22 protein-coding genes and 3 pseudogenes are annotated in these 24,998 nt (G+C 64.7%); 17 read left to right on the top strand and 8 right to left on the bottom strand.

Annotation, left to right across the window (positions count from 1 at the left end):
* Positions 1-729: 729 nt before the first annotated feature.
* The gene (locus Q8P38_04045) at positions 730-1,005 is read right to left on the bottom strand and encodes a hypothetical protein (protein MDP4013777.1); all 276 of its coding nucleotides are present in this window, start codon (positions 1,003-1,005) and stop codon (positions 730-732) included.
* Positions 1,006-1,339: 334 nt separating this feature from the next.
* Here Q8P38_04045 and secG point away from each other — a divergent pair, with 334 nt between their 5' ends.
* Both secG and Q8P38_04035 read left to right on the top strand, forming a co-directional pair.
* Positions 1,340-1,573 (top strand): preprotein translocase subunit SecG, encoded by a 234-nt coding sequence (secG, locus tag Q8P38_04040; GenBank protein ID MDP4013776.1) that lies wholly within the window; start codon positions 1,340-1,342, stop codon positions 1,571-1,573.
* Positions 1,574-1,711: 138 nt separating this feature from the next.
* The gene (locus tag Q8P38_04035; protein MDP4013775.1) at positions 1,712-2,050 is read left to right on the top strand and encodes an RNA polymerase-binding protein RbpA; all 339 of its coding nucleotides are present in this window, start codon (positions 1,712-1,714) and stop codon (positions 2,048-2,050) included.
* Between the two features lie 45 nt (positions 2,051-2,095).
* Here Q8P38_04035 and pgl read toward each other — a convergent pair whose 3' ends face one another.
* From pgl to tkt, 5 genes are all read right to left on the bottom strand, one after another.
* Positions 2,096-2,851: a 6-phosphogluconolactonase gene (gene pgl, locus Q8P38_04030; protein MDP4013774.1), complete on the bottom strand. Its 756-nt coding sequence runs from the start codon at positions 2,849-2,851 to the stop codon at positions 2,096-2,098.
* Positions 2,848-3,783, bottom strand: a complete 936-nt coding sequence (locus Q8P38_04025) for a glucose-6-phosphate dehydrogenase assembly protein OpcA (protein MDP4013773.1) — start codon at positions 3,781-3,783, stop codon at positions 2,848-2,850. The genes pgl and Q8P38_04025 overlap by 4 nt, the downstream gene beginning before the upstream one ends.
* Positions 3,780-5,306, bottom strand: coding sequence for a glucose-6-phosphate dehydrogenase (zwf, locus tag Q8P38_04020; protein ID MDP4013772.1), 1,527 nt, complete (start codon positions 5,304-5,306; stop codon positions 3,780-3,782). The genes Q8P38_04025 and zwf overlap by 4 nt, the downstream gene beginning before the upstream one ends.
* Positions 5,303-6,418 carry a transaldolase gene (gene tal, locus Q8P38_04015; GenBank protein MDP4013771.1) on the bottom strand — a complete coding sequence of 372 codons (1,116 nt, stop codon included), beginning with the start codon at positions 6,416-6,418 and terminating at the stop codon, positions 5,303-5,305. The genes zwf and tal overlap by 4 nt, the downstream gene beginning before the upstream one ends.
* Before the next feature lie 99 nt (positions 6,419-6,517).
* Positions 6,518-8,596: a transketolase gene (gene tkt / locus Q8P38_04010; protein ID MDP4013770.1), complete on the bottom strand. Its 2,079-nt coding sequence runs from the start codon at positions 8,594-8,596 to the stop codon at positions 6,518-6,520.
* 150 nt (positions 8,597-8,746) lie between these two features.
* Between tkt and Q8P38_04005 the strand changes: the two genes are divergently transcribed.
* The 3 genes from Q8P38_04005 to Q8P38_03995 are packed head-to-tail and all read left to right on the top strand — an operon-like array spanning position 8,747 to position 13,199.
* Positions 8,747-11,122: a phosphoketolase family protein gene (locus tag Q8P38_04005; protein MDP4013769.1), complete on the top strand. Its 2,376-nt coding sequence runs from the start codon at positions 8,747-8,749 to the stop codon at positions 11,120-11,122.
* On the top strand, positions 11,119-11,781 hold the full coding sequence (locus Q8P38_04000; protein MDP4013768.1) for an ABC transporter ATP-binding protein: 663 nt from the start codon (positions 11,119-11,121) through the stop codon (positions 11,779-11,781). Before Q8P38_04005 ends, Q8P38_04000 begins: the two co-directional genes overlap by 4 nt.
* Positions 11,778-13,199, top strand: a complete 1,422-nt coding sequence (locus Q8P38_03995; GenBank protein ID MDP4013767.1) for an ABC transporter permease — start codon at positions 11,778-11,780, stop codon at positions 13,197-13,199. The genes Q8P38_04000 and Q8P38_03995 overlap by 4 nt, the downstream gene beginning before the upstream one ends.
* A gap of 81 nt (positions 13,200-13,280) precedes the next feature.
* Here Q8P38_03995 and Q8P38_03990 read toward each other — a convergent pair whose 3' ends face one another.
* The gene (locus tag Q8P38_03990; protein ID MDP4013766.1) at positions 13,281-14,648 is read right to left on the bottom strand and encodes an MFS transporter; all 1,368 of its coding nucleotides are present in this window, start codon (positions 14,646-14,648) and stop codon (positions 13,281-13,283) included.
* A 78-nt stretch (positions 14,649-14,726) separates the two neighbouring features.
* Positions 14,727-15,503: a tyrosine-protein phosphatase gene (locus Q8P38_03985; protein MDP4013765.1), complete on the bottom strand. Its 777-nt coding sequence runs from the start codon at positions 15,501-15,503 to the stop codon at positions 14,727-14,729.
* Positions 15,504-15,663: 160 nt separating this feature from the next.
* Between Q8P38_03985 and Q8P38_03980 the strand changes: the two genes are divergently transcribed.
* The 12 genes and pseudogenes from Q8P38_03980 to Q8P38_03925 all read left to right on the top strand — a co-directional run bounded on the left by Q8P38_03980 (position 15,664) and on the right by Q8P38_03925 (position 24,947).
* A complete protein-coding gene (locus tag Q8P38_03980) occupies positions 15,664-16,359 on the top strand; it encodes a transcriptional regulator (GenBank protein ID MDP4013764.1) in 696 nt (231 codons plus the stop codon).
* Positions 16,356-16,736, top strand: a pseudogene (locus tag Q8P38_03975) (Fe-S cluster assembly protein SufB). The gene Q8P38_03980 and the pseudogene Q8P38_03975 overlap by 4 nt, the downstream one beginning before the upstream one ends.
* Before the next feature lie 213 nt (positions 16,737-16,949).
* A pseudogene (locus tag Q8P38_03970) lies at positions 16,950-17,176 on the top strand (hypothetical protein).
* A gap of 4 nt (positions 17,177-17,180) precedes the next feature.
* Positions 17,181-18,206, top strand: a pseudogene (sufB, locus tag Q8P38_03965) (Fe-S cluster assembly protein SufB).
* Complete coding sequence (gene sufD, locus Q8P38_03960) at positions 18,203-19,330, top strand: Fe-S cluster assembly protein SufD (protein MDP4013763.1); 1,128 nt, start codon at positions 18,203-18,205, stop codon at positions 19,328-19,330. The pseudogene sufB and the gene sufD overlap by 4 nt, the downstream one beginning before the upstream one ends.
* 49 nt (positions 19,331-19,379) lie before the next feature.
* A complete protein-coding gene (sufC, locus tag Q8P38_03955; GenBank protein MDP4013762.1) occupies positions 19,380-20,138 on the top strand; it encodes a Fe-S cluster assembly ATPase SufC in 759 nt (252 codons plus the stop codon).
* Entirely contained in the window at positions 20,138-21,424 is a 1,287-nt protein-coding gene (locus Q8P38_03950) for a cysteine desulfurase (protein MDP4013761.1), read from the top strand. Before sufC ends, Q8P38_03950 begins: the two co-directional genes overlap by 1 nt.
* Entirely contained in the window at positions 21,421-21,894 is a 474-nt protein-coding gene (locus Q8P38_03945) for an SUF system NifU family Fe-S cluster assembly protein (GenBank protein ID MDP4013760.1), read from the top strand. Before Q8P38_03950 ends, Q8P38_03945 begins: the two co-directional genes overlap by 4 nt.
* Entirely contained in the window at positions 21,891-22,214 is a 324-nt protein-coding gene (locus Q8P38_03940; protein ID MDP4013759.1) for a metal-sulfur cluster assembly factor, read from the top strand. The genes Q8P38_03945 and Q8P38_03940 overlap by 4 nt, the downstream gene beginning before the upstream one ends.
* An 8-nt stretch (positions 22,215-22,222) precedes the next feature.
* Positions 22,223-23,818: an ABC-F family ATP-binding cassette domain-containing protein gene (locus Q8P38_03935; GenBank protein MDP4013758.1), complete on the top strand. Its 1,596-nt coding sequence runs from the start codon at positions 22,223-22,225 to the stop codon at positions 23,816-23,818.
* 110 nt (positions 23,819-23,928) lie between these two features.
* Positions 23,929-24,141 (top strand): helix-turn-helix domain-containing protein, encoded by a 213-nt coding sequence (locus Q8P38_03930; protein ID MDP4013757.1) that lies wholly within the window; start codon positions 23,929-23,931, stop codon positions 24,139-24,141.
* A gap of 11 nt (positions 24,142-24,152) precedes the next feature.
* Entirely contained in the window at positions 24,153-24,947 is a 795-nt protein-coding gene (locus tag Q8P38_03925; GenBank protein ID MDP4013756.1) for an enoyl-CoA hydratase/isomerase family protein, read from the top strand.
* The last annotated feature ends 51 nt before the right edge of the window (positions 24,948-24,998 follow it).

Genomic DNA, 24,998 nt, shown 5'->3' with positions numbered 1-24,998 from the left:
CCCCCCGCAGGCGATCCATCCCAGCCGTGGTGGACCGTCACCCCGACACCGCGACACCGATGGCGAAGACCCCCGCCCTAGCCACGCGGGGGCGCGGGACGGGTTCCTCCGGGGGTCGAGACCAGTCCCCCACTTCGTTGGGGGACCCCCGGCGTGAGGCTTGAAGCCGCCGGGCGCGGCCCCGGAGGAAGCGGGCGCGGGCACCGGAGGAACCGGGCGCAGCCCCCGCAGCCGCCCACAGGGCAGCCCAACAACCCCGAATACAGGTCGCGTTCGACTGCCGGGGCGTCTAGCCCTACTGTCATCATCGGGTGCACTCCTATGCATCAAGACGACGGCCCTTCCGTGTCCGTTAAGACAAACGGAGGGGCCGTCGCCCATCCTTCGCTACATCCTCACTATGACGACGCACATGAACAACTACATGACGGGGTCCCATGCGGCCATCGCATCGCTGAAAGACCAGCCCACCGTGACGGCATCATCCTTAGCCAGCCTGGCGGTCAACACACAAGTCATGTCCCCGGCGTGCATCACGAATAGTGCCCGCGAAACACCCTCGGTGCATCAACTAGGAATGCCCGCGAACCTATGCACCAAGACGGCCCTTCCGTGTCCGTTAAGACAAACGGAGGGGCCGTCGCCCATCCTTCGCTACATCCTCACTATGACGACGCACATGATCAGCGGCATGACGAGGTCTGACGCGGCCCTCGCGTCGCTGAAAGATCAGCCCACCGTGACGGCATCATCCTCAGCCAGCCTGGCGGTCAACACTGGGCCGGCGAGGTCGGTGCGGGGTGTGGCCGGTGATGGTAGGGCGAGTGTGTCTTGGACGGCTCCGGCGTCTATTGGCGGTAGGGCTGTGACGGGGTATCGGATCCAGCGCAGGGCTGGGTCGGGTTCCTGGTCGACTGTCGTCAACAACACAGGCTCCACGGCTAGGTCGCGGGTGGTCACCGGTTTGTCGAACGGGACTTCGCACACCTTCCGTGTCGCGGCCATCAATTCCGCTGGGGTGGGGGCGTTCTCGTCGGCGTCGTCAGCTGTGAAGCCGGTCGGCAAGCCGGCCCGGCGGGCAAGGACACCAAGGCCTGGATGAAGAAGTAGTCTCGGCCGGTGCGCTGCCGCTCAGTGCCCGGCTGCGGTTGTTGTGGCGGCTACCGGTGGCCGTGTGGGTGTGTTGAGACGTTCCGAACCGAGCACGCGATCCTGCGACCGCTCACTACATAGTCGCGCGGCGGGCCACGCCCAGGACTTCTGCGAGTGGGCACGGACTGTCATCCGTCCATGGTCGGGTAGCCTCTGTGTGTTCGCCGGGCCGACGAGGAGATCAGCTGTGACGATTGTTCTGCAGGTGTTTCTTGTGATAAGCAGCTTGCTGCTGATCGCCCTGGTGCTCTTGCACAAGGGCAAGGGCGGCGGCTTGTCGGACATGTTCGGTGGCGGAATCAGCAGCAGTCTGGGCGGCTCGTCCATCGCTGAGAAGAACCTGGACAAGATCACGATCATCGTCGGAATCGTCTGGGCCGCGTGCATCATCGGGCTTGGCCTGCAAGTCAGCGCTGGCTGACTGAGCGCGTCTTCGCCGAAGTGCCGGAAACGCATCTGAAGTCCGGCGCGCCGTGCCTAGGATTAGCTGGTCTTCGCCGTAGGCTCCAGTGCCGTCGGGTTGTCCGGCGGGCACAGCTTCTTGGAAGGAGTCGCGCACATGGCAGGTGGTCACGCGATACGGGGCAGCCGAGTTGGCGCGGGCCCGATGGGGGAAGCGGAGCGGGGTGACGCGGCTCCCAAAGTGATCATCTCGTTCTACTGCGCTCACGGTCACGTCACGACACCGAGCTTCCTGCGCGGCGCGAACATTCCGCAGCAATGGGATTGTCCGCGCTGCGGCTGCCCCGCTGGGCGGGACCAGGAGGCCCCTCCGGCCCCGCCGCGGATCGAGCCTTACAAGACGCATTTGGCGTACGTCAAGGAACGCCGCACAGACTCAGAGGCCGACGCGATCCTAAGTGAGGCTCTGGGCGACTTACGTTCCGGCGAGTTCTAGACGGAGCCCGTATTCGCAGACCATCGCATCTGGCAGCCGCCGCAGTCAGTGAGCAAGTCCCGTAGCCGCTGATCGGTCTATCAACGCGAGGATCCGTCGCCGTCCCCTGGCACCTGCCGCGGGGAAGCGTGTCGGGTCCGCGCCGGGCGCGAGCGCCTCAGCTAGCGCGGCTGCCTTCTCGGCGCCGGCCGCGACAAGCCAAACCTCCTCGGCGGCCGCTATCGCCGGGAACGAGTAACTGATCCGCACTGGCGGCGGCTTGGGCGAGCCCGTGACCGGAACCACGGTCGCTGACGTGACGCGTGTCTGCGGGAACCCCGGGAAGAGCGACGCGACGTGGGCGTCAGGTCCGACTCCCAGCATCAGCACATCGAATCGCGGCACTCTTGCGCCGACGCCTGCCAGGATCGCCAACTCCTCAGCATGCCCGGCCGCCGCTGCTTCGACGTCATCGCCCCAGCGGCCGTCGCTGGCAGGCATCGCGTGGATCCGATCGGCCATGGCGCCTATGGGCGACAGAAACGCCTCCTGAGCCTGGGTCTGGTTGCGGTCCGGGTGACCTGATGGCAGGAATCGCTCGTCGCCCCAGAAGAAGTCGACAGCGCTCCAGTCGACAGCGGCGGACGCTGGACACGCCAGCACAGCGGACTGCGACCGCGTGCCCATGCCGCCACCTGTGAGCACGACCGACGCGGACTCACGGGCTGCCTGGGCATCAATCACCTTCGTGATCAACCTCGCTGCGACAGCTGCGGCCAAGGAGTCGGCATCCGGGTGGACGATGACCTCGACTTGGGTCACGAGTCCTTCCCCGCGCGGTCCAGGCGCCCACTGCCGACCTTGTGGAGCGACTTGAGCGTCTCGCCGTACACGTCGTCCGGGTCGAGCCGACGAAGCTCTTCAGCCAGCAGGTCTCCCACGTTCGGACGCAAGAGCGCGATCTTGGCTGGCGGCAGCCCAGGCCGGGTTAGCGTAGCGGCGCCTCTGTCGGGCCGTGACAGTACGATGTCGCCGGCAGTGGTTAGCAAGCGCACGCCCGATATCCCCGGATTCTTACTGGAGATCATGGACGTCGGCGCCTTCAGCCGACAGCACAGCCAGGAGGCCAGGAGGTGACTTGCCGCGTGGGAGCTCCTGGCCGTGACCTCGACTCCGGTGATCGATCCGTGAGGTTGGTCCAGGGCGGCAGCCAGCAGTGAGCGCCAGCTCGTGATCTGGGTCCAGGCCAGGTCCGTGTCTCCGGGCGTGTAGCCGGTCGCGCACGACGTCAGAGCGGCGACCTGCCTGGACGATGCTGGTGACGTCGTGATCCTGCGCTGCGCATGCTGCCCGATCAGGTCGGATGCGGGCACTTCCGGGGCGAGGTGCGGCCACCAGGCAACGACCGGGGTGTCAGACAGCAGCAGTGGGATGATGACGAATCCGCCGTGTTCGGCGAGCTGCCCCCGTAGACGCAGTTTGGCCACTTCCCCAGGGCCTTCGTCGCCTCCGACTCTTACCTCGGCATCCAGGCGCGGCGCGTTTCGTCCCGGTCGGGGGATCACGACGAGGATGCGCATGGGATGCTCCTGTGCCGCGAAGGCGGCCGCGTCTGATGCGGCGGCCTGAGTCTCCTCATCGGCGATGACGATGAGGGTGAGCACCATCCCAGTCGCCGGAGACCCCATGCGGTGGCGTTCCCGAGCGATCGCAGAGGCCACCGCGTGGCTGGTCGTGTTCTCCAGTCGGATCATGGCCGCCTCCAGGCGCGACCATCGTTGGCGAGCATCTCGTGCGACGAATTCGGGCCCCAGCCTCCGGACGTGTACTGGTCCGGCGCTCCGCTGCTAGCCCAGTGCTCCAGGATGGGGTCCAGAATCCTCCAGGACATCTCGACCTCCTCGCGGCGCGGGAAAAGTGGTTCGTCGCCGAGCAGCACATCCAGGATCAAGCGTTCGTACGCCTCGGGGGAGGACTGGGTGAACGACTCCCCGTACTGGAAGTCCATGGTCACATCGCGGATTTCCATCGTCGCCGGCACTTTGGACCCGAAGCGCACTGTCACGCCTTCGTCGGGCTGGATCCGAAACACGATGGCGTTCTGCGACAGCCCATCGGTGGCCGCCCGCGCGAAAGGCAAGTGCGGCGCCGCCTTGAATACGACCGCGATCTCGGTGACTCGCCGACCAAGCCGTTTGCCCGTCCTCAAGTAGAACGGAACGCCGGCCCATCGCCTGGTGTTGATGTCCAGCCGTATCGCCGCGAACGTGTCTGTTGTGGAGTCCGGCGGGATCCCGGGCTCCTCCAGGTAGCCGCGGACTGGAACGCCGCCTTGCCAGCCGGCCGCGTACTGACCGCGCGCGGTGTGCCTAGTGATGTTCCTTGGCCGCGAAGTGGCCTGCAGGATCTTCTCCTTCTCGTGGCGCACGGATTCCGCCGCGAGGTTGACCGGCTCCTCCATGGCCGTCAGGGCCAGCAACTGGATCAAGTGATTCTGGATGACGTCGCGTGCGGCACCTATTCCGTCGAAGTAGCCGGCCCGGCTGCCGATCCCGATGTCCTCGGCCATGGTGATCTGCACGTGATCGACGTAGTTGTTGTTCCAGATAGGTTCGAACATGTTGTTGGCGAAGCGGACGGCCAGCAAGTTCTGCACCGTCTCTTTGCCCAAGTAGTGATCGATTCTGAACACGGACGATGAGGGGAATACCTCATCGACTATCTTGTCCAACTCCTGCGCTGACCTAAGGTCATGGCCGAAGGGCTTCTCGATGACGACCCTGCGCCAAGCCGAACCCGACGGCGTGCTCAAGCCACACGTCTCCAGCTGCTTCACGACTACAGAGAAGAGTTTGGGCGGGATCGACAGGTAGAACGCGTGATTGCCACCGGTTCCTCGGATGCTGTCCAGCTCGGCTAGCGTGTCGCGGAGCTGGACGAATGCCGTGGCGTCCGACAAATCCCCTGCGACGAAACGGATGCCCTCGGCGATCTGGGCCCACACCTCCTCGCGGAATGGAGTCCGCGAATGTTCCTGCACGGCGTTGTGCACTATCTGCGCGAAACCTTCATGTGTCCAGTCCCTTCTGGCGAAGCCGACTAGAGCGAAGTTCGGGGGCAGGAGCCCGCGGTTCGCGAGGTCGTAGATCGCCGGCATGACCTTCTTGGTGGACAGGTCCCCGGAAACCCCGAAGATCACCATCCCGCATGGTCCGGCGATCCTCGGCAGCCGCCGGTCGCGTGGGTCCCGCAGTGGGTTGGTGGCCCGTTGGTTCATGTCGACGACCGGGACTCCAGGACCGATTCCAGCGAGTCGAGCAGGTCGTTCCAGGCGACGATGAACTTGTCGACCCCTTCGTCCTCCAACTCGGTGAACACCTCGTCCATGTCAATCCCGACTCCCGCCAGGGCTTCGAACACCTGGGACGCGTCGTCCAGGTACGGCTGGATTGTGTCGCCATGGACGACACCATGATCGGCGACCGCCCGCATCGTCTTCTCCGGCATCGTGTTCACGGTGCCGGCGGTGACGAGCTCGACGACATAGCGCGTGTCGTCGTAGGCGGGGTCCTTGACCCCGGTGGACGCCCACAACGGCCGCTGGGGCCTCGCGCCCGCAGCGGCCAGAGCCAGCCACCGCTGGCTGGCCATCACCTTGGAGAACTCGGCATAGGCAAGCCTGGCGTTGGCGATGGCGGCCTTGCCCAGCAGTCCAGCGGCGGTGTCCGTGCCGATCGCTTTGAGGCGCGTGTCGACAGCGGTGTCAACACGGCTGACGAAGAACGACGCGACTGATTCGATGGTTGACAAGTCACTACCCGCGGCTTGCGCGCTTTCCAGACCCGTCAGCCAAGCGTCCATTACGTCGACATAGCGCTTGGGGGAGAAGATCAATGTCACGTTCACGCTGATGCCCTCGCCGAGGGCTGCGGATATCGCTGGCAGACCCTCGACTGTGCCCGGGATCTTGATCAGCGTGTTGGGTCGGTCAACTGCCCACCACAGCGCGCGCGCTTCCGCGACCGTCTCGGATGTCTTACGGGCCAGGCGCGGGTCGACTTCGATGGACACCCGTCCGTCGATGCCGTTCGTGGCTTCCCAAACGGGCCGGAGCACGTCGCAGGCGGACCGCACGTCCGCACCTGTGAGGGCACGAACTGCCTCGCCTCGGCTGACCCGACGGATGGCGAGGTCGCGCAACTGATCCTCGTAGGCGCCAGCCTCCCTGGCCAGAGCGATGTTGAAGATCGACGGATTCGTGGTGACTCCGGTTACGAAGCTGTTGGCAACCAGGTCCGCCAGTCCGCCGGAGCGCAGCCGGTCACGGTCCAGATCGTCTAGCCAGATGGACACTCCGGCATCGGCCAGGGTACGCAGGCGCTCCGACATCGGTGTCTCCTTCCCGGCACCAGGCCGAGATCGATCGACTTCTCGCCGCGAGGCTACTCACCGGGCGGCATGAATGCCCACCTTGACATGCGCGCGGCCCTAGCTGCCGACAGAGGCCAGGGAGGCAGACGCGGCTGCCACGACTGCCTCGGCGGTAACTCCGAACTCGCGGAACAGGGTCGCACCGTCCGCCGAAGCGCCGAAGTGGTCGATACCAATCACCCGGCCGTGGTCCCCGACGTACTTCCACCAGCCCTGCGTCGCGCCGGCCTCGACGGAGACACGGGCCCGCACACCCGTTGGCAGGACTGACTCGCGGTATTCAGCGTCCTGCTCGTCGAACCACTCAAGACACGGCATCGACACGACTCGGGTCGGGATGCCGTCGGATTGAAGGGTCTGCCTGGCCCGCAGAGCCACGTGCACTTCCGACCCGGTTGCCAGGAGCAGGACCTGGGCCTCGCCACCGTCTGCTTCCGCAAGGACGTAGCCTCCCCGATCCACTCCCTCGAAGGTGGCGTCGGAGCTCGCCAACGTCGGCACGCCTTGCCGGGTCAGTGCGAGTCCTGCGGGCTCGCGGCGGCGGAGCACAGCCTGCCAGGCGGCAGCCGTTTCAGTGGCGTCAGCGGGGCGCACGATAGACAGGCCGGGCATTGCCCGCAGGGACCACAGATGCTCGATCGGCTGATGCGTCGGCCCGTCCTCGCCGAGCCCCACTGAGTCATGGGTCCAGACGTAGACGACAGGTACCCGCATGAGCGCCGACAGGCGAACGGCGCCGCGCATGTAGTCGCTGAAGATCAGGAAAGTGCCCGCGAACGGGCGCAGCAAGCCCGACAGGGCCATGCCGTTGACTGCCGCGCCCATGGCATGCTCGCGAATCCCGAAGTGCAAGACGCGGCCATAGGGCGAATGTGGTCCGGCGAAAGGTGAGTCGGACTTGATCTGGATGCTGTCGGGCAGGAATGAAGGCGCACCCTGGATCGTCGTCAGGTTGCTTTCAGCCAGATCCGCCGAGCCGCCTACGAACTCCGGCAGGGCCGCGGCGATCGCCTGGATGACTAATCCCGACGCCTTGCGTGTCGCTATCGATGCGCCGGGTTCGAACGTAGGCATTTCGATCGTCGGCAGGTCGCCGGACTGGATCCGGTCAAGTAGCGCTGAGCGGTCCGGGTTGGTGGCGCGCCACAGATCCAGGCGTTCGTTCCACTCAGTGTGCGCGACCCCCCCGCGATGCTTCACCTGGCGAACGTGTTCCAGGACTCCGGCGGGGATGTGGAAGGCCAGGTGAGGGTCCCACCCCAAGATGTGCTTAGTCGCCGCCACTTCAGCTGCTCCCAGTGCCGAACCATGGGCCTTGTAGGAGTTCCGAAGATTCGGCGCGGGCCAACCGATCACTGTTCGCAGGCGGATGAACGATGGCCGTCCCGTCTCCGCCACCGCTGCGTCGAGGGCTCTGGCGAGTCCCGCTGTGTCGACGCTTCCGTCGGGTGACATCTCGACGGACTCGGTGTGCCAGCCGTAGGCGCGGTAGCGCTCCAGTACGTCTTCGTTGAAGGCAATGGCCGTGTCGTCCTCGATCGAGATGTGGTTGTCGTCCCAGATAACAGTCAGGTTCCCCAGTTGCTGGGTTCCCGCCAGGGACGACGCTTCCGACGTGATGCCCTCCTCTAGGTCCCCATCACTGCACAGGACCCAGACGTTATGGTCGAACGGGCTCTCGCCCGGGGCGGCGTCCGGATCGAACAGACCTCGCTCGTAGCGGGCGCCCATCGCCATGCCGACTGCGGTCGCAAGCCCCTGCCCCAGAGGGCCGGTAGTCGTTTCCACGCCGACGGTATGGCCGTACTCGGGGTGGCCTGGCGTGAGGCTTCCCCACTTGCGGAACGACTCAAGGTCCTCCAGCTCAAGGCCGTAGCCGGAGAAGAACAGCTGTGTGTACAAGGTCAGGCTCGAATGACCGCAGGACAGAACGAACCTGTCGCGTCCGATCCACCCCGGGTCGGCTGGGTCATGGCGCATGTACTTCTGGAACAACAGGTACGCGGCTGGGGCCAGGCTCATCGCTGTTCCCGGATGGCCGTTTCCCGCCTTCTGGACGGAATCCATCGCCAGGACTCGCGCTGTATCCACCGCCAGGTCGTCCATGTCGGTCCAGTTCAGCCTCTGGTCGGTCACCTGCGAGTCCCTCCTGATGGTCCTGGCCCGCGCGGACCAGATGGTTGGCAGCCTATCCGGATGCGCGCGGACTGCTGCGACTGGCGAAGCACCGCGAGCTTGGCGAGACTGTGAGCCAGGAGTGGAGGCGGACGTACGACAGGGAGAGCTGTGAGCGACGTATTCCTGGACGATCAGGAGTTGGCCAAGATCGACGCCTGGTGGAGGGCGAACAAGTACCTGACGGTTGGGCAGATCTACCTTCAGGAGAACGTCCTTCTTCGGCGCCCGCTCACGAGCGAGAACATCAAGCCCCGTCTACTTGGCCATTGGGGGACTTCCCCAGGACTGTCGTTCATCTACGCGCACATGTCACGACTTATCAGGGAGCGCGGCCAGCAGACCGTCTACTTCGCCGGACCCGGGCACGGGGGTCCGGCTTTGACCGCGGCGTCCTGGCTCGAGGGCACCTGGACCGACGCTTACCCCGACACTCCTCAGGACGCGGACGGAATGAAGACGCTCTTTCGTCGGTTCAGCGCACCGGGCGGGATTCCGAGCCACGTCAGTGTGACCACGCCGGGGTCGATCCACGAGGGCGGTGAGTTGGGCTACGTCCTCGTCCACGCCTTCGGTGCGGCCTTCGACAACCCTGACCTGCTCTGCCTGGCGGTCGTTGGCGATGGCGAGGCCGAGACTGGTCCGCTGGAGGGCTCCTGGAAGGGGATCTCATTCCTGAACCCGGTTCATGACGGTGCAGTGTTGCCGGTCCTGCACTTGAACGGGTACAAGATCGCGAGCCCGACGGTCTCCGCGCGCAAGGACCCCGAGGTTCTGCGCAAAATGCTCGAGGGCCATGGCTACGAGGTTCTCGAGGTGTCAGGCGGCGACTTGCCCGGCATGCATCATCGCTTCGCCAGGACTCTTCAGGAGGCCCATGACAAGATCCTTCAGATTCAGCGAAGCGCCCGGGAGACGGGCTTCTCGGGCCTGCCCCGGTGGCCGATGATCGTCTTGCGAAGCCCGAAGGGATGGACTGGCCCGGAGGAGGTGGATGGCGTGCGGGTAGTTGACTCCTGGCGCTCCCACCAGGTCCCGCTGTCAGGCGTCAAGGGCAACCCTGAACATCTTCGGATCCTTCGGGAGTGGATGGAGTCCTACGACCCGGAGTTCCTGTTCGATGACACCGGCGGCCCAGGCGATTTGGTTTTGTCGGCGAACCCGGTTGGTGACTTGCGGATGACCGCCAGCCCGCACACCAACGGTGGCGCCGAACTGCATCCACTCTCACTTCCGGACTTCGGCGACTATCAGGTGGCGCTGGACGGTCCAGCGGTCGAGCGAGTCGAAAGCACGCGCCGACTGGGTGAGTTCATGCGCGACATCTATACGGCCAATCCGACCGGATTCCGAGTCTTCTGCCCAGACGAGACGAACTCCAACAGGATCGGCGCCGTCTTCGAGGTCAGCGACCGGGCTTGGATGGAGAAGGTGATCCCCGACGACGAGAAGCTGAGCCCGCAGGGCCGTGTGATGGAGGTCCTCAGCGAGCACAACTGCCAAGGTTGGCTGGAGGCCTACACGCTGACTGGGCGCCAAGGCCTGTTCGCCACCTACGAAGCATTCGCCATGGTCAGTGCCTCGATGACGATCCAGCACGCGAAGTGGCTCGAAGAAGGGTCGGCGCTGAAGTGGCGCAAGCCCGTCCCCAGCCTGAACATCCTGTTGACGAGCACGTGCTGGCGTAACGACCACAACGGTTTCAGCCATCAGGGTCCTGGCTTGATCCAGAACGTGATTACCAATCGCGGCGAGGTGGCGCGCGTCTACCTGCCTCCAGACGCGAACTGTCTGCTCAGCGTCGCTGACCACTGCTTCCGCAGTGTCGACTACCTGAACCTGATCGTGATCGACAAGCAACCGCAGTTGCAGTACTTGTCGATGGATGAGGCGGTTGAACACTGTGAACGGGGCGCATCGGCTTGGGAGTGGGCAGGCACGGACGACGGCTCGGCCGACCCCGACATCATCCTGGCCTGCGCAGGCGACGTCCCGACGATGGAGACGGTCGCCGCGGCCGAGATCCTCAAGCTGCGCCTACCGGAGATGCGTGTGCGCGTGGTCAACGTCGTAGATCTGATGACTCTGCACCGACGCAGTGATCATCCGCATGGGATGGATGATCTGTACTTCGACGAGCTGTTCACGGACTCAGTTGATGTTGTCTTCGCCTTCCACGGATACCCGGGAGCGATCCATGAGATCGTCCACGGACGCCCCGATGCCGACCGGTTCCATGTGCGCGGATTCAAGGAGCAGGGCTCGACGACTACCCCATTCGACATGGTCGTGCGCAATGGAATGAGCCGGTACCACTTGGTGATGAACGCTCTGCGCAGCGCTGGCAGGACGGTCGACGGCGCTCATGCGCTGCGCGAGTGGTGCCAGTCGCAACTGAGGCGCCATGACGAGTACGTCATCGAGCATCTAGAGGACATGCCGGAGGTGGCCAACTGGTCGCTGGGGGATCCGCTGGAGGCCCGGTGATCCAACTTGAGGACGTCACCAGGGCCTACCGCCTGGGCGACGAGAGGATTGAGGCACTGTCGCATGTGAACCTGTCGATCGACGACGGTGATTTCGTGGCCATCATGGGTCCATCGGGAAGCGGCAAGACCACGCTGGCTAACGTGATCGGCGGACTGGACCGGCCGACCTCGGGACGTGTCGTCGTTGAGGGCCGTGACCTGTCGCGATGCGGAGACGCCGAGATGTCGCATTACCGGAATCAGCATGTGGGGTTCGTCTTCCAGAACTTCAACCTTCACACGCGCCAGACGGCTGAGCGGAACGTGATGCTCCCTCTCGTGTTCGCGAAGGTCAACGCGCGAGAGCGAACGCGGCGGGCGCGCGCTGCGCTGGAGAAGCTGGGTATGGGGGACCGACTGCGCCACAGGCCCAACCAGCTGTCGAGCGGGCAAAGGCAGCGCGTCGCGATCGCTCGAGCTCTCGTCAACAACCCGCGCCTAGTGATCGCGGACGAACCGACGGGCAACCTGGACAGCAAGCGGGGTGCCGAGATCATGGACCTCTTCGTCGAGCTGAACAACCAGGGTGTGACTCTGCTCGTCATCACTCACGACTCGAACGTAGCGGCGCGAGCTAGCAGGACGCTTCACATCCAGGACGGCCGGGTCTCGGCATGAAGTTCCTCGACTACATCCGCATGGTCAACGCCAGCCTCGTTCAGCACAAGCTGCGCACAGGGCTGACTGTCCTGGCTGTGGTGATCGGATCCGTGGCCGTGATATCGGTCCTGGCCGCGATCATCACCGTGCGCACCGTCTTCGAACAGCAACTCGAGGCCTCGGGAGCGCTGACGCGGATCATCGTCTCGAACGAGTCACGAATGAACGAAGGGCCCGGAGGCGGGGGCCCGCAGGCCATCCCTCCCGGGCAGCAGGGACAGGAGGCCGTTCGCCTGACCCCGAAGCTCGCCGCGCGAATCGCGGCGCTGCCTCACGTGACGGCCGTGAGCCCGGCTTTGCGCGTCTACCCGATCCAGTCGATTCGCCTGAAGGACGGGGACGGCAAGCAGTACGCGATCGAGAACATCACCGCGATTGAAGCGAACGCGGCGGGCACCATGCCCGTTGCGATAGGTCGCTTCGTCAAGCCGGGCGAGATGCGGGCCATAGTTCTCAGCTCTGGCTACGCCGAGAGCTTCGGCTTGGGTGCCAACCCGCGGGAGCTCATTGGGCAGAAGGTGATCCTGAAGGGCAAGCCCGGTGAGCCACTCGGGACTCGTCCGCCTCCAACCAAGTCGGGCGAGCCGGTCGACTACGACGAGAATCAGGTCGTCGAGGTCACGGCCACCGTAGTCGGCATCGCCGGGGGCGGGCCTGGCGATGGCTCCGAGAGCTTCGTGAGCCTGGAGTGGGGAACCGCCCTCATGACGCGGTACTTCTGCAAGTTCGAGGAACCGCGGAAGGGTCAGGACCCGAACGACTTCGACGAGTCCGGCGAGAAACAGTGCACTTTCGTTGGGGAGAATTCCATAGCGCGTGAGGGCTACAGCGTCATAGGGGTCAACGTTGACTCGGTTGCCAACGTGGCTGGTGTGGCTTCAGAGATCCAGGAGATGGGGGTCTTCACGCAGACCGCCCAGGACATGCTCAGCGCCATCACCACTGTCCTGACGATCGTCGGGTCGATCCTGGGGGGCATCGGAGCGGTCTCACTTCTTGTCGCCACCATAGGGATCGTCAACACAATGATCATGGCGACTTACGAGCGTCGGCGTGAGATTGGCGTCATGCGCGCTACCGGTGCCAGCCGACGCACAGTTCTGACACTGTTCACGCTTGAAGCGGGCATGATCGGCTTCTGGGGAGGCGTAATTGGGCTCGGTTTCGCGATGGTCGTGCGGCTACTTGGCAACGCGGCTTTGAACGCTGAGCTGTCTGGCCAAGGCCTCGCGGAGGGCAACTACATCTCGTTCCCCATCTGGCTGATCGTTGGAGTCATCGCGGGGACCACTTCGCTTGGGATCCTGGCGGGAGTCCTGCCTGCTGCGCGGGCGGCGAGGGCTGATCCGGTCGACGCTCTGGCCAGCGGGGGGTGACGACGCAGCCGGTTCCCCAGGGTCGCGCTCAGACCGGCTCCTCGGTGATGGTGGGGTCTGGTTGGGGTTGGGGCGCTTCAGTCAAGCCCGTGGCTCCGCTGTCATCTCAGAGGGGCCTGGCTTGTTAGCGGGAGCACTGGCATCCAGCGCGGCCAGATCGCAAAACGCGGTTTCTCGCGTGTGGCGCAACACAGGAATCATCAGGAGTGATCCAACCAGCAGTATCAGGGCTGGTGACCAGTTCCAACCAGTAATGGCGATGAGTGCGGTGGCCGCGAACGGCACGGTGCCGCCGAAGACCGAGTTCCCTATGTTGTAGCTGATGGTGGTGCCTGTGCTTCTGAATTTCGCCGGGAACATCTCAGGCCCTAAGGCGCCGTAGGACCCCCATATGGCCATCAAAGGAAGAGACAATGCGATGACCGAGAGGTAGGTCCAGCCGGATGAACCAGTACTGAAGGCCGCGAAGCAGGGTACGGATATCAGAATGATGAAACCAACGCTTATGGCTAGCGGACGCTTGCGACCCACGCGATCAGTGAGGCTTCCCCAGAGCGGCGCCGAGATCGCGAATATGGCGGAGAATATCGACACGATGACCAGTGACTTAGTCGACTGAAACCCGTACACGACTGTCAGATACGTTGGTATGTACGAGGCGATCATGTAGTACACAACATTCGCGTAGCCAGAGATAGCTACCGTCTTGACCAGCGTTCGCCACTGGAATCTGAAGGTGTCTCGAATCGGGGCGGGTGACAGCGTGCCGGACCGCCTCATCGCCGAGAATGACTCGGTCTCTGACATCTTGGTCCGCAGGATGAAGACAATGATCGTGAGTATCGTGCCGAAGACGTACGCGATCCTCCACGCCCATGACTCCAATCCGGCTGGCGTGCTCAAATATGTGAGGGAGGCGGCCACGCAGGCGGCGAGCAATACACCCACGCCGGATGTCATGGTCGCGTAGCTGGCGACTCGTCCACGTCGGCCGGCCGAGGCGGATTCGATCATCACAACCATCACTCCGCCGTACTGGCCACCTACCGCGAACCCCTGTATGAGGCGCATTATCAAGAGCAGAATTGGAGCGGCGATCCCTATTGTCGCGTATCCCGGCAGCATCGAGGTAGCCATCATTGGGAAGATCATCATTCCTACAGTGACGGTCAGAACCCATTTCCGCCCTTTGCGGTCACCCTTGCTGCCGAAGTAGAAGCTCCCCACTGGCCCCATGAGGAAACCCGCCGCGAATATCGCCAGGGTCTCGAGCAGCGCCGTTGGACCGGCTGAGCCCGGGAAGAACACCTTCGCGAAGACAGGGGCCAGGTACGCGAACAGCATGAAGTCGTACCACTCCATGACCGCTCCCGCGGACGCGAAAAGCACATCGCGACGACGGGCGATGGGTGCCGGTGATGCGGCGGCCCGTGGAGTGTACAAGGGCATCGCGCGAGGCTAGCGCAACTCAGCGCACTTGGCAGGTTGGTCGCCTACGGTCCAAGGATGCGCGTCGACAGAACGTAGTCAGCCCGTCAGCATGCGGGCGGCCAGGCGAGTCCGGAAGTCCGCCGGAAGACCCAGCCCGGAGGTCAAGTAAGCGTCTATGGATCCGAACTCGGTCAACATCTGATCCCGGGATGCCTCCAGATACTCCGGGAAGACTCCAAGGGCGACCTTGATGGCGTCCAGGTTTCCGCCGTGCTCCAGAAACGTGTCCTGAAACGGCTCGAACAGGCTCCAGACGGGTTCGGCTGACGCCTCGTAGTCGGCCAGCACGTCCTCCCAGGGCGTGCCGAGTGTGAGAAGCAGTAGCGCCGCCAGCCAGCCCGTGCGGTCCTTGCCAGCTGTGCAGTGGACGAGGATCGCCGGTTCGTATGGATCGGCCACCGCTGACAGGAACTCCCGGGAGGCCCGGCGGGCGCTGCCCATCGAAACAAACGACCTGTATCCGGTCCTGAAGGTCTCGCGAAGCGCTTCGGTGTCGACGTCGGTGCCATCGTCGCCCGTCATCGCATGTTGGGCGATCTTGCCCAGTGACGCCGGACCGGACGCCGGGTCATCGCTGAGAACATCAGCTACGATCAAGCGTGCCGCTTCGGGCAGGACGTCGGGCCGTGAGTTCCGCTCGCCCGCGGTCCGCAGGTCGAAGACCCGGCGAATCCCCAGGTGGGTCAGTGGCTCCAGATAGCGCCCCTCGGACAACGCGGCCGAACGGTAGACGAGCCCCTCGCGGATAGTCCTACCCTCGGCCCCGGGACGACCCCCGAGATCTCGAGCATTGGGAAGTGAATCGAGGGGCACTTGGTCTGTCCTCCGATGCTCGTGATCGCGTTGCGCGGAGAAGCCCGCATTCGTAAGTATCCTCCAGGCGCGACGCCCTGGCGGCCAGATCCGATAGCGGTCATCTACGTCACACTCGCCGGGGATTGGCGAACGCGCGGAATAAGGCAACAATGGGGTTGTGAAAATCCAGTCCGAGGCGAGACAGCGCGTCGCGCGTTCACTTCTCGTCACGGGACCTGGGACCGCCTTCGATCTGTCGGGCCGCCTGCGAATGACGCCGACGGGAGTCCGCAAGCACCTCGACTCCCTATGCGAGGACGGACTGGTCGTCGCCGGATCGCGTCCAGCTTTCGGCCGGACTCCGGATCGCGGCCGTGGCCGACCTCCACGCATCTACTCGATCACCGAATACGGTCGGGATGCCTTCGATCAGGGCTACCAGGATCTGGCTCTGGATCTGCTGAGGTTCCTGGCTGAGGGTCAAGGCGAATCAGGGATCTCCCAGTTCGCCAAGGCCCGTGCCAAGGCCCTCCAGGACAGGTACTCAGCGGAAGTAGCTGCCGGGGCATCGACGAACGAGCGCGTCGAAATACTCGCTGCCGCGATGACCAGGGATGGTTTCGCCGCGTCTCTGGCCCCCGGCACGGGTCCGGGAATCCAGATCTGCCAGCACAATTGCCCGATCCTTCACGTGTCCGAGGAGTTCCCGGAGCTGTGCCGGGAGGAGACCGAAGCGCTCAGCCGACTGCTCGGGGCTCACGTGACGCGCTTGGCGACGATCGCCCGCGGGGATGGTGTGTGCACGACGCTGGTAAGTGAGGTCCCGGCCAGAGATGTTCCGGCCCAGGCCCGACGAGAGAACGTGCCGACATGACAACTTCCCCCGACGACCTCGCGGGCCCCGCTGCCTACGAGTACGGCTGGAGCGACTCCGACGAGGCCGGGTCGGGCGCCCGGCGCGGCCTGGACGAAGACGTGGTCCGGGACATCAGCGCGAAGAAGAACGAACCGGATTGGATGCTGCAGCTCCGCCTGAAGGGACTGCGGCTGTTCGAGAAGAAGCCTCTGCCCACGTGGGGCGCGGACCTGTCAGGCATCAACTTCGATTCGATCAAGTACTTCGTGCGGTCCACCGAGAAGCAGGCCGCCACTTGGGAAGACCTCCCCGCAGACATCAAGAACACCTACGACCGACTCGGGATCCCTGAGGCGGAGAAACAGCGACTCGTGGCTGGAGTTGCCGCTCAGTACGAATGTCTGGCTGGCGAGTCCCGAGTCTGGACCGCCAGCCGCGGCCTGGTCCCCATCCAGGATGTCGGTCTTGGAGACGGGGTTTACACATTCGACGAGCGGAGCGGCCGGTTCATCGTCGCTCCCGTCCGGGCTTCGCAGTGGACCGGCGATCGGCAGACTTTCAAAGTGACCGCCGGGGTCCGGGCGATCCGGGCCACGGCGAACCATCCGATGCTGGTGCGCGAGATCGATGGTCCCGGCGAGTCAGCGGATCAGCGGCTCAAGTGGCGAACGGTTGAGTCACTCAAGGTCGGGGATCTGGTCGCGACTCCAGATCAGGGAAGCGAGGACCTTGGGTTCACCAGGGTCACCGCCATCGAGCCGTTCGGAGTCGAGCCGGTTTTCGACATCGAGGTTGACGGTCCGCACAACTTCGTGGCCGAAGGCCTGGTCGTCCACAACTCCGAAGTCGTCTATCACAAGATCCGCGAAGACCTCCAGGAACAGGGAGTGATCTTCCTCGACACCGACACCGGGTTGCGGGAACACGAGGACGTGTTCAAGCAGTACTTCACGTCCGTGATTCCGGCCGGGGACAACAAGTTCGCCGCGCTGAACACGGCAGTGTGGTCAGGCGGTTCATTCGTCTACGTCCCCAAGGGCGTTCGCGTGGAGATCCCTCTGCAGGCGTACTTCCGCATCAACACCGAGAACATGGGGCAGTTCGAGCGGACTCTGATCATCGTCGATGAAGGCGCGTTCGTGCACTACGTGGAAGGTTGTACGGCGCCGATCTACAGCACAGATTCTCTGCACTCCGCCGTCGTGGAGATCATTGTCAAGGACGGCGCGCGCTGCCGCTACACGACGATCCAGAACTGGTCGACGAACGTCTACAACCTCGTGACCAAGCGCGCGATCGCTCAGCGGGGCGCCACGATGGAGTGGGTCGACGGCAACCTCGGGTCGAAAGTGACCATGAAGTACCCAGCCGTGTGGCTCACCGGGGAGCACGCCAGAGGCGAGACGTTGTCCATCGCCTTCGCCGGGCCGGGCCAACACCAGGACGCGGGATCAAAGATGATCCACGCGGCGCCGAACACGTCGTCCTCTGTCGTGTCCAAGTCGGTTGCTCGCGGTGGCGGCCGCTCTTCCTACCGCGGACTGGTTCAGATGCAGCCGAACGCCCACGGCTCAGCGAGCACGGTCCGCTGCGACGCGCTGCTAGTCGACGATGTCAGCCGGTCTGATACCTACCCCTACAACGTGGTCCGCACCGACGACGTGTCCATGGGGCACGAAGCCACGGTCAGCAAAGTGAGCGAAGACCAACTCTTCTACCTGCGCTCCCGCGGCATCCGCGAGGACGAAGCTATGGCGATGATCGTGCGTGGCTTCATCGAACCCATCGCCCGCGAGTTGCCGATGGAGTACGCGCTGGAGCTCAACCGGCTCATCGAGCTGCAGATGGAAGGGACGGTTGGATGATGGCCGCCACCCTTCCAGCGCTAGCGACCGCTGATCCGGGCCCATTCGATGAGCCCACTGGTCACGAGGAAGCTTGGCGGTTCAGTCCTCTGCGCAGGATGAGGGGTCTGCACGCCGAGCCGACCGAAAACGTCGGCGTCAGCTACGCGGCTCAGGCTCCGGGCGCGGCTGAGTTCAGCGTCCTTGAGCGTGGCGATGAGCGGTTGCGCGAGATGGCAGCGCCAACGGACCGGATTTCGGCGAACATCGCGCGGTTGTTCGAGACGGCTGCGGTCGTGCGGATCCCCGACGGGGCCAGGCTTGACGAGTCGGTGGTTCTAGATGCTGTCGGCGGGTCGGGTGGCACTTCGTTCGGCCAAGTCCTCGTAGCCGTCGGAGCCGGGGCTCGGGTGCGCGTCGTCGTGCGCCACACGGGATCGGGCGCGTATGCCGGTGACATCACCGTTCGGCTCGCCGAGGGAGCCCAAGCCACCGTTACGACCGTGCAGGACATGGCTCCCAAGGGAGTTTTCGCCGGACGCGTGCGCGCGATCCTGGGGCGCGATACACAGCTTCGGGGGGTTGCCGTCACGATCGGCGGGGATCTCGTCCGGCACTCCACCGAGGTGTCATTCGACGGCCCCGGCGGTGACGCGGAGTTGCTCGGTGCATTCTTCACATCGGCCGGGCAGCACCAGGAACATCGCTTGTTCATCGATCACGGCGAGCCGGACTGCCGCAGCGACGTCGCCTACAAGGGCGCCCTCGCCGGTGACAAGGCCCATTCGGTTTGGGTGGGCGACGTTTTGATTCGACCTGGCGCGAGGGGTACGCGCGCATACGAACTCAACCGGAACCTGATTCTCACCCGCGGCGCGCGAGCCGACTCGGTCCCGAACCTCGAGATTGAAACCGGGCAGATCCTTGGCGCCGGTCACGCATCGGCGACAGGAAGATTCGATGACGAGCAGCTGTTCTACCTGAGGTCGAGGGGGATTCCGCCTGCTGAGGCGCGGCGGTTGGTGGTGCGTGGATTCCTGGGGGGAATCATCCGCCGGATCGGAGTTGGCCCGGTCGTCAGCGCGCTCTCGGATGCCATCGACAAACGACTATCAGTCCTGGACGGGATGGGGGAGTCGCCATGAGCCCGCGTATCGCACCCCGTCCCGGCAACCGGCACTACCTGGAGGACCTATGACCACATTGGAGATCCGGGATCTTCACGTCGAAGTGGACGCGGACCAGGAATCCCGTCAGATCCTGAAGGGCGTGAATCTAACTGTCCGTTCAGGGGAGACGCACGCGATCATGGGGCCGAACGGCTCCGGGAAGTCGACACTCGCCTACGCCGTGGCCGGTCATCCGAAGTACCGGGTGACCTCAGGCGAGCTCGTGCTCGACGGCCAGAACGTCCTGGGCCTCACAGTCGACGAACGCGCCCGGGCCGGCTTGTTCCTGGCGATGCAGTACCCGGTGGAAGTGCCGGGCGTTTCGATGTCCAATTTCCTGCGCACATCCGCGACCGCGATCCGAGGTGAGCCCCCGAAGCTTCGGCTGTGGCTCAAGGAGATGCGGGCCGCGATGGCGGATCTGTCGATGGACCCGTCGTTCGCCGAGCGGAACGTCAACGAGGGGTTCTCTGGAGGAGAGCGCAAGCGCGCTGAGATCCTGCAGATGGAACTGCTGCGGCCTACCATCGCGATTCTGGATGAGACCGACTCCGGGCTCGACGTGGACGCCCTCAGGACCGTTTCGGCAGGGATCAATCGCGTGCGCGAGGCGGGCAAGACCGGATTCGTGCTCATCACGCACTTCACGCGGATCCTTCAGTACGTGCGACCCGACTTCGTCCATGTGATGCGGGACGGACGGATCACTCTGGAAGGCGGCCCCGAGCTGGCCGCTGTGATCGAAGCGCAAGGATACGAAGACCTCAGCACGGCAGGCACCTGATGCGCTGGTGGGACGTCGACGAGATCAGATCGGATTTCCCGATCCTTGACCGCAAGATGCGTACGGGCAACCGGCTTGTCTACTTGGATTCGGGCGCCACGGCTCAGAAGCCCCGACAGGTCCTGGACGCCGAACGGCGGTTCATAGAGACCAGCAACGCCGCCGTCCATCGCGGCGCTCATCAACTCGCCGAGGAAGCGACAGCCGAGTACGAACGCGCGCGCAGCGTGATCGCCGGGTTCGTGCGTGCACAACCTGATGACATCGCCTTCACCAAGAACGCCACGGAGGCACTGAACCTCGTGGCCTACTCATTCCTCAACGCGACTCTGCTGGCTGCGCGCGAAGCGCCTCTGCCCACTGGCGCTGAGATGTTCGTTCTGGCTGAGGGCGACGAGATCGTCGTCACGGAGATGGAGCACCACGCGAACCTGGTGCCCTGGCAGGAGCTGTGCGCCAAGACCGGCGCGCTCTTGCGCTGGATCGGGCTAACCGACGAAGGCCGACTGGAGCTGGATGACCTGGACTCCGTCGTCACCGAGCGGACCCGCGTGCTGGCTTTCGTCCACCAGTCCAACCTGCTCGGAACGCTGAACCCTGTCGAACCTCTCGTGCGCCGAGCGCGCGAGGTGGGGGCGCTTACCGTCCTTGATGCCTGCCAGTCAGTGCCCCACATGCCCGTGGCGCTCCCGCGGCTCGGGGTCGATTTCGCGGCCTGGAGCGGTCACAAGATGCTCGGACCGACGGGAATTGGGTGCCTTTGGGGCCGCCGCGAGCTGCTGCACTCCATGCCCCCGTTCATCACCGGTGGCTCCATGATCCAGACCGTGACAATGGAACGCAGCACCTTCGCCGATCCGCCGCAGCGGTTCGAGGCCGGAGTTCCGATGGTTTCGCAGGCAGTCGGCCTCGCCGCTGGCGCCGAGTACCTGGAGCGCCTCGGGATGGACTCGGTCAGGCAGCACGAACTGCGGCTCGTCGAACGGACCCTGGCGGGCCTGGCCGACATCCCCGGTGTGCGCGTGATCGGCCCGACCAGCACGGTTGATCGGGGCGGAGCGGTTTCCTTCGTAGCTGAAGGCATCCATGCTCACGATCTGGGCCAGATCCTGGACGACAGGGGAGTGGCGGTGCGCGTGGGTCACCATTGCGCTTGGCCGACCTGCCGCCGCTACGGGGTGCCGGCGACCGTGCGGGCCACGTTCCACGTCTACAACGACGAGGCCGATGTTGATGAGTTGCTGGCCGGAGTGATCGCGGCCCAACGCTTCTTCGGGGGGGCATGATGGGCCTCGAGTCGATGTACCAGGACGTGATCCTTGATCACTACCGCAATCCCCAGGGCCGCGGCCTGCGCGACCCGTTCGACGCCGAGGTCAGTCACGTCAACCCCACATGCGGCGACGAGATCACGCTTCGCGTGGCCGTGGTCCCGGGCGAGGATCCGCTAATCCAGGACGTGTCCTACGAGGGCGAGGGCTGCTCGATCTCACAGGCAGCCGCTTCGGTGATGTACGAGGAGACTTCTGGCCGGAAAGTGTCCGATGCGATGAGCGTCATGGAGGCGTTCGTTGACCTGATGCGTTCTCAGGGCCGCGGCGAACCTGACGAAGCCAAGCTGGGGGATCTGGTCGCGTTCCAGGGTGTCGCTCAGTACCCGGCCCGAGTCAAGTGCGCGCTGCTTCCCTGGATGGCGCTGAAGGACGCGCTCGCACAGGCGGGGGCCGCGATAGAAGAACCGGAGGTCCAGGAGTGAGCAGTCAGACGCTGGCCACCGAAGAAGACGTCATCGAAGCGATGCGTGATGTTGTCGACCCAGAGCTTGGTATCAACGTCGTGGACATGGGCCTGGTGTATGGGGCTCATGTCGACGAGCAGAACAGGGCGGTCATCGACATGACCCTGACCTCCGCCGCCTGCCCCCTGACAGACGTGATCGAGGACCAGACCCGGGCGGCGCTGGACGATGTCGTGTCGGAGTTCGCGATCAACTGGGTGTGGATGCCGCCCTGGACGCCGGACAAGATCACTGACGAGGGCCGCGAGATGCTGCGCGCCCTCGGGTTCAACGTCTGACGTCTGAGGTGATCACTGCTACCGGGATTGAGCTGCGCGCGGGCGCGCGGTTGCTGCTCGCGGACGCTTCCTTCAAGGTCACTGACGGGGACAAGGTCGGTCTGGTTGGCCGCAACGGCGCGGGTAAGACAACTTTGATGCGCGTGCTGTCCGGCGAATCTCAGCCAGCCGCCGGCGTCGTCGGTCGCGCTGGCGAAGTTGGCTACCTGGCCCAGGATCCCCGCGAGAGTGACCCCGCGGAAACCGCTTTGGAGCGCATCTTGTCCGCCCGCGGGCTTGCGGATGCGCGCGGCCGCATGGACGCCTCCGCTGGGAGGATGGCGAGCGCTGTGCCCGAAGTCCGCGAGCGCGCGATGCGGCGCTACTCAAACGCGGAGGCTGAATTCACCCGGCTCGGCGGTCACGCGGCCGAATCGGAAGCGGGGGCGATCGCGAGCAACCTGGGGCTAGACGCGCGCTCACTTGGAAAGACCTTGGGTGCGTTGTCAGGTGGTCAGCGGCGGCGCGTGGAGCTGGCGCGCATCCTGTTCGCCCGCGCTGACACGCTCCTGCTAGATGAACCGACCAATCATCTTGATGCGGATTCGATCGCCTGGCTGCGCTCCTTCTTGGCATCGTTCCGGGGCTCGGTGCTGATGATCAGCCACGATGCGGGACTGCTGAGTGAGACAGCCAACCGCGTTCTGCACCTGGACGCCACGAGGTCGCACCTGGATATCTACAACATGGGCTGGGGGGCTTACCTTCAACAGCGCGAGACCGACGAGCGCAGGCGTAGGCGCGAGAGTGCCAACTCGCAGAAGCAAGCGAGCGCGTTGCGCGATCAGGCTGAGCGGATGCGGGCGAAGGCGACCAAGGCGAAGGCCGCGCAGGTCATGCTGAAGCGCGCGGACCGGTTGATGGATTCTGTGGAAGTCCGGCGCGAGGAACGAGTGGCCCGCATCCGACTCCCGAAGCCAGTACATTGCGGTCGAGTCCCACTGGCCGCCGAGGGTCTGAGCCGCAGCTACGGCTCGGAGGAAGTATTCACGGATGTAGACCTAGCGGTCGATCGCGGCGCCCGAGTCGTCGTGCTGGGCTTGAACGGAGCTGGCAAGACGACGCTGCTGCGGGTTCTCGCCGGGGTTGACGAACCCGACACCGGCCAGGTCATCAGGGGACACGGCCTACAGATCGGGTACTACGCGCAGGAACACGAGCGACTGGATCCGCGGGCCACGGTTCTGGATAACCTTCGGCGATCCGCTGCCGATCTTGGTGCCCAGGAAGCCCGCGACGTACTGGGGTCCTTCCTGTTCGGAGGTGACGACGCCGCCAAGCCAGCCGGTGTGCTATCCGGAGGCGAGAAGACCAGGCTCGCGCTGGCGATGCTGGTCGTGTCGGGCGCCAATGTGCTGCTCCTCGACGAGCCCACGAACAACCTGGATCCTGCCAGTCGGGCGGAGATCCTGGGCGCGTTGCATCGCTACGAGGGCGCGGTGGTCCTGGTTACGCACGATGAAGGAGCGGTCGATGCGTTGAGCCCGCAGCGCGTACTTCTGCTGCCCGACGGCGTCGAGGATCACTGGGGTCCGGATTACGCGGACCTAGTGGCGCTGGCCTGACGCTGAGTTAGGGTCCCGACGCGCAACGTCTGGACCGTGTGGGTGATGATTGGTCATCAGTCCCCCGGTCGCCCGACTGGAGGATCAACGGAGGACCAACGGAGGTTGATGTGGCGAAACTCGCGCGAGGCCAGCGAGTCACTGGGGACGACCGTGAGAAGTTGACCAAAGTCTTGAGGAAGAAGTACGAGGGGGGCGCGAGCGTCCGCGAGCTAGCGTCAGCTAATGGCCGTTCGTACGGCTTCATCCACCGCATGCTCAAGGACGATGGAGTTGCGATGCGTGGTCGCGGCGGAGCTACCCACGGGAAGAGCAAGTCCTGAGCCAAAAGGCGGTGATTGAGTCCGCGCCGGTAATCGACGGGATTCGCCTGGCACGGGACGGAAGTGTCGCGCGTGTCAGACTGGCCCGTCCAGAGGCGCGCAATGCTCAGACCCCGGCGATGTGGCGCCGGATGGCTGGGGAAGGGGCAGACCTGGCTCACGACGAGGGCGTGTGCGTCGTAGTCGTCGACGCTGAGGGGCCGTCGTTCTCGGCGGGCTTGGATCGGCGGATGTTCACTCCTGAGGGAATCCCCGGCGAGGGGTCGCTGCTCTCGCTGGTGGACGGCGATGACGCGGAGATTGACTCCACGATCGCGTTCTTCCAGACAGCGTTCTCTTTCCTGACCGACGCTCCGGCGATCTCGATCGCCGCGGTTCAGGGTCACGCGGTTGGCGCCGGTTTGCAGCTCGCGCTGGCCTGCGATCTCGTTGTGTGCGCCGAAGACGCGCAGTTCTGCATGCGCGAGGCCGCCTACGGGCTGATTCCTGATCTGACCGGTACCTCCCCGCTGGTGAGGGCGGTGGGGTATCACCGCGCCTTGGAGATGTGCCTGACCACGCGCTGGGTCTATGCCACCGAGGCGCCTGCGCTGGGTCTGGCCGCTCGCGTGGTCCCGGCTTCGTCACTTACGGCAGAAGTCGACCAGCTAGTCGGCCAGGTCCTGGGTCTGTTGCCTGGAACGGCGCCGGAGATGAAGGCCCTGCTCAGGCAGGCGGAAACCGCGTCGCCCGAGCAGCAGCGGTCCAATGAGCGAGCAGCCCAGACCCGGCGTCTCAGGGCGCTGGCTGCCCTAGCCGGGTCCTGAGCGATCATGGAGTAACCCGGCCCCCTGTCATCCGCCGGATCCAGGTCGAGG

The sequence above is a fragment of the Candidatus Nanopelagicales bacterium genome, from assembly GCA_030700225.1.
Classification (GTDB): Bacteria; Actinomycetota; Actinomycetes; order S36-B12.
Note: the sequence above shows the minus strand (reverse complement) of the source record. Positions and strands in the feature narration are given on the sequence as shown.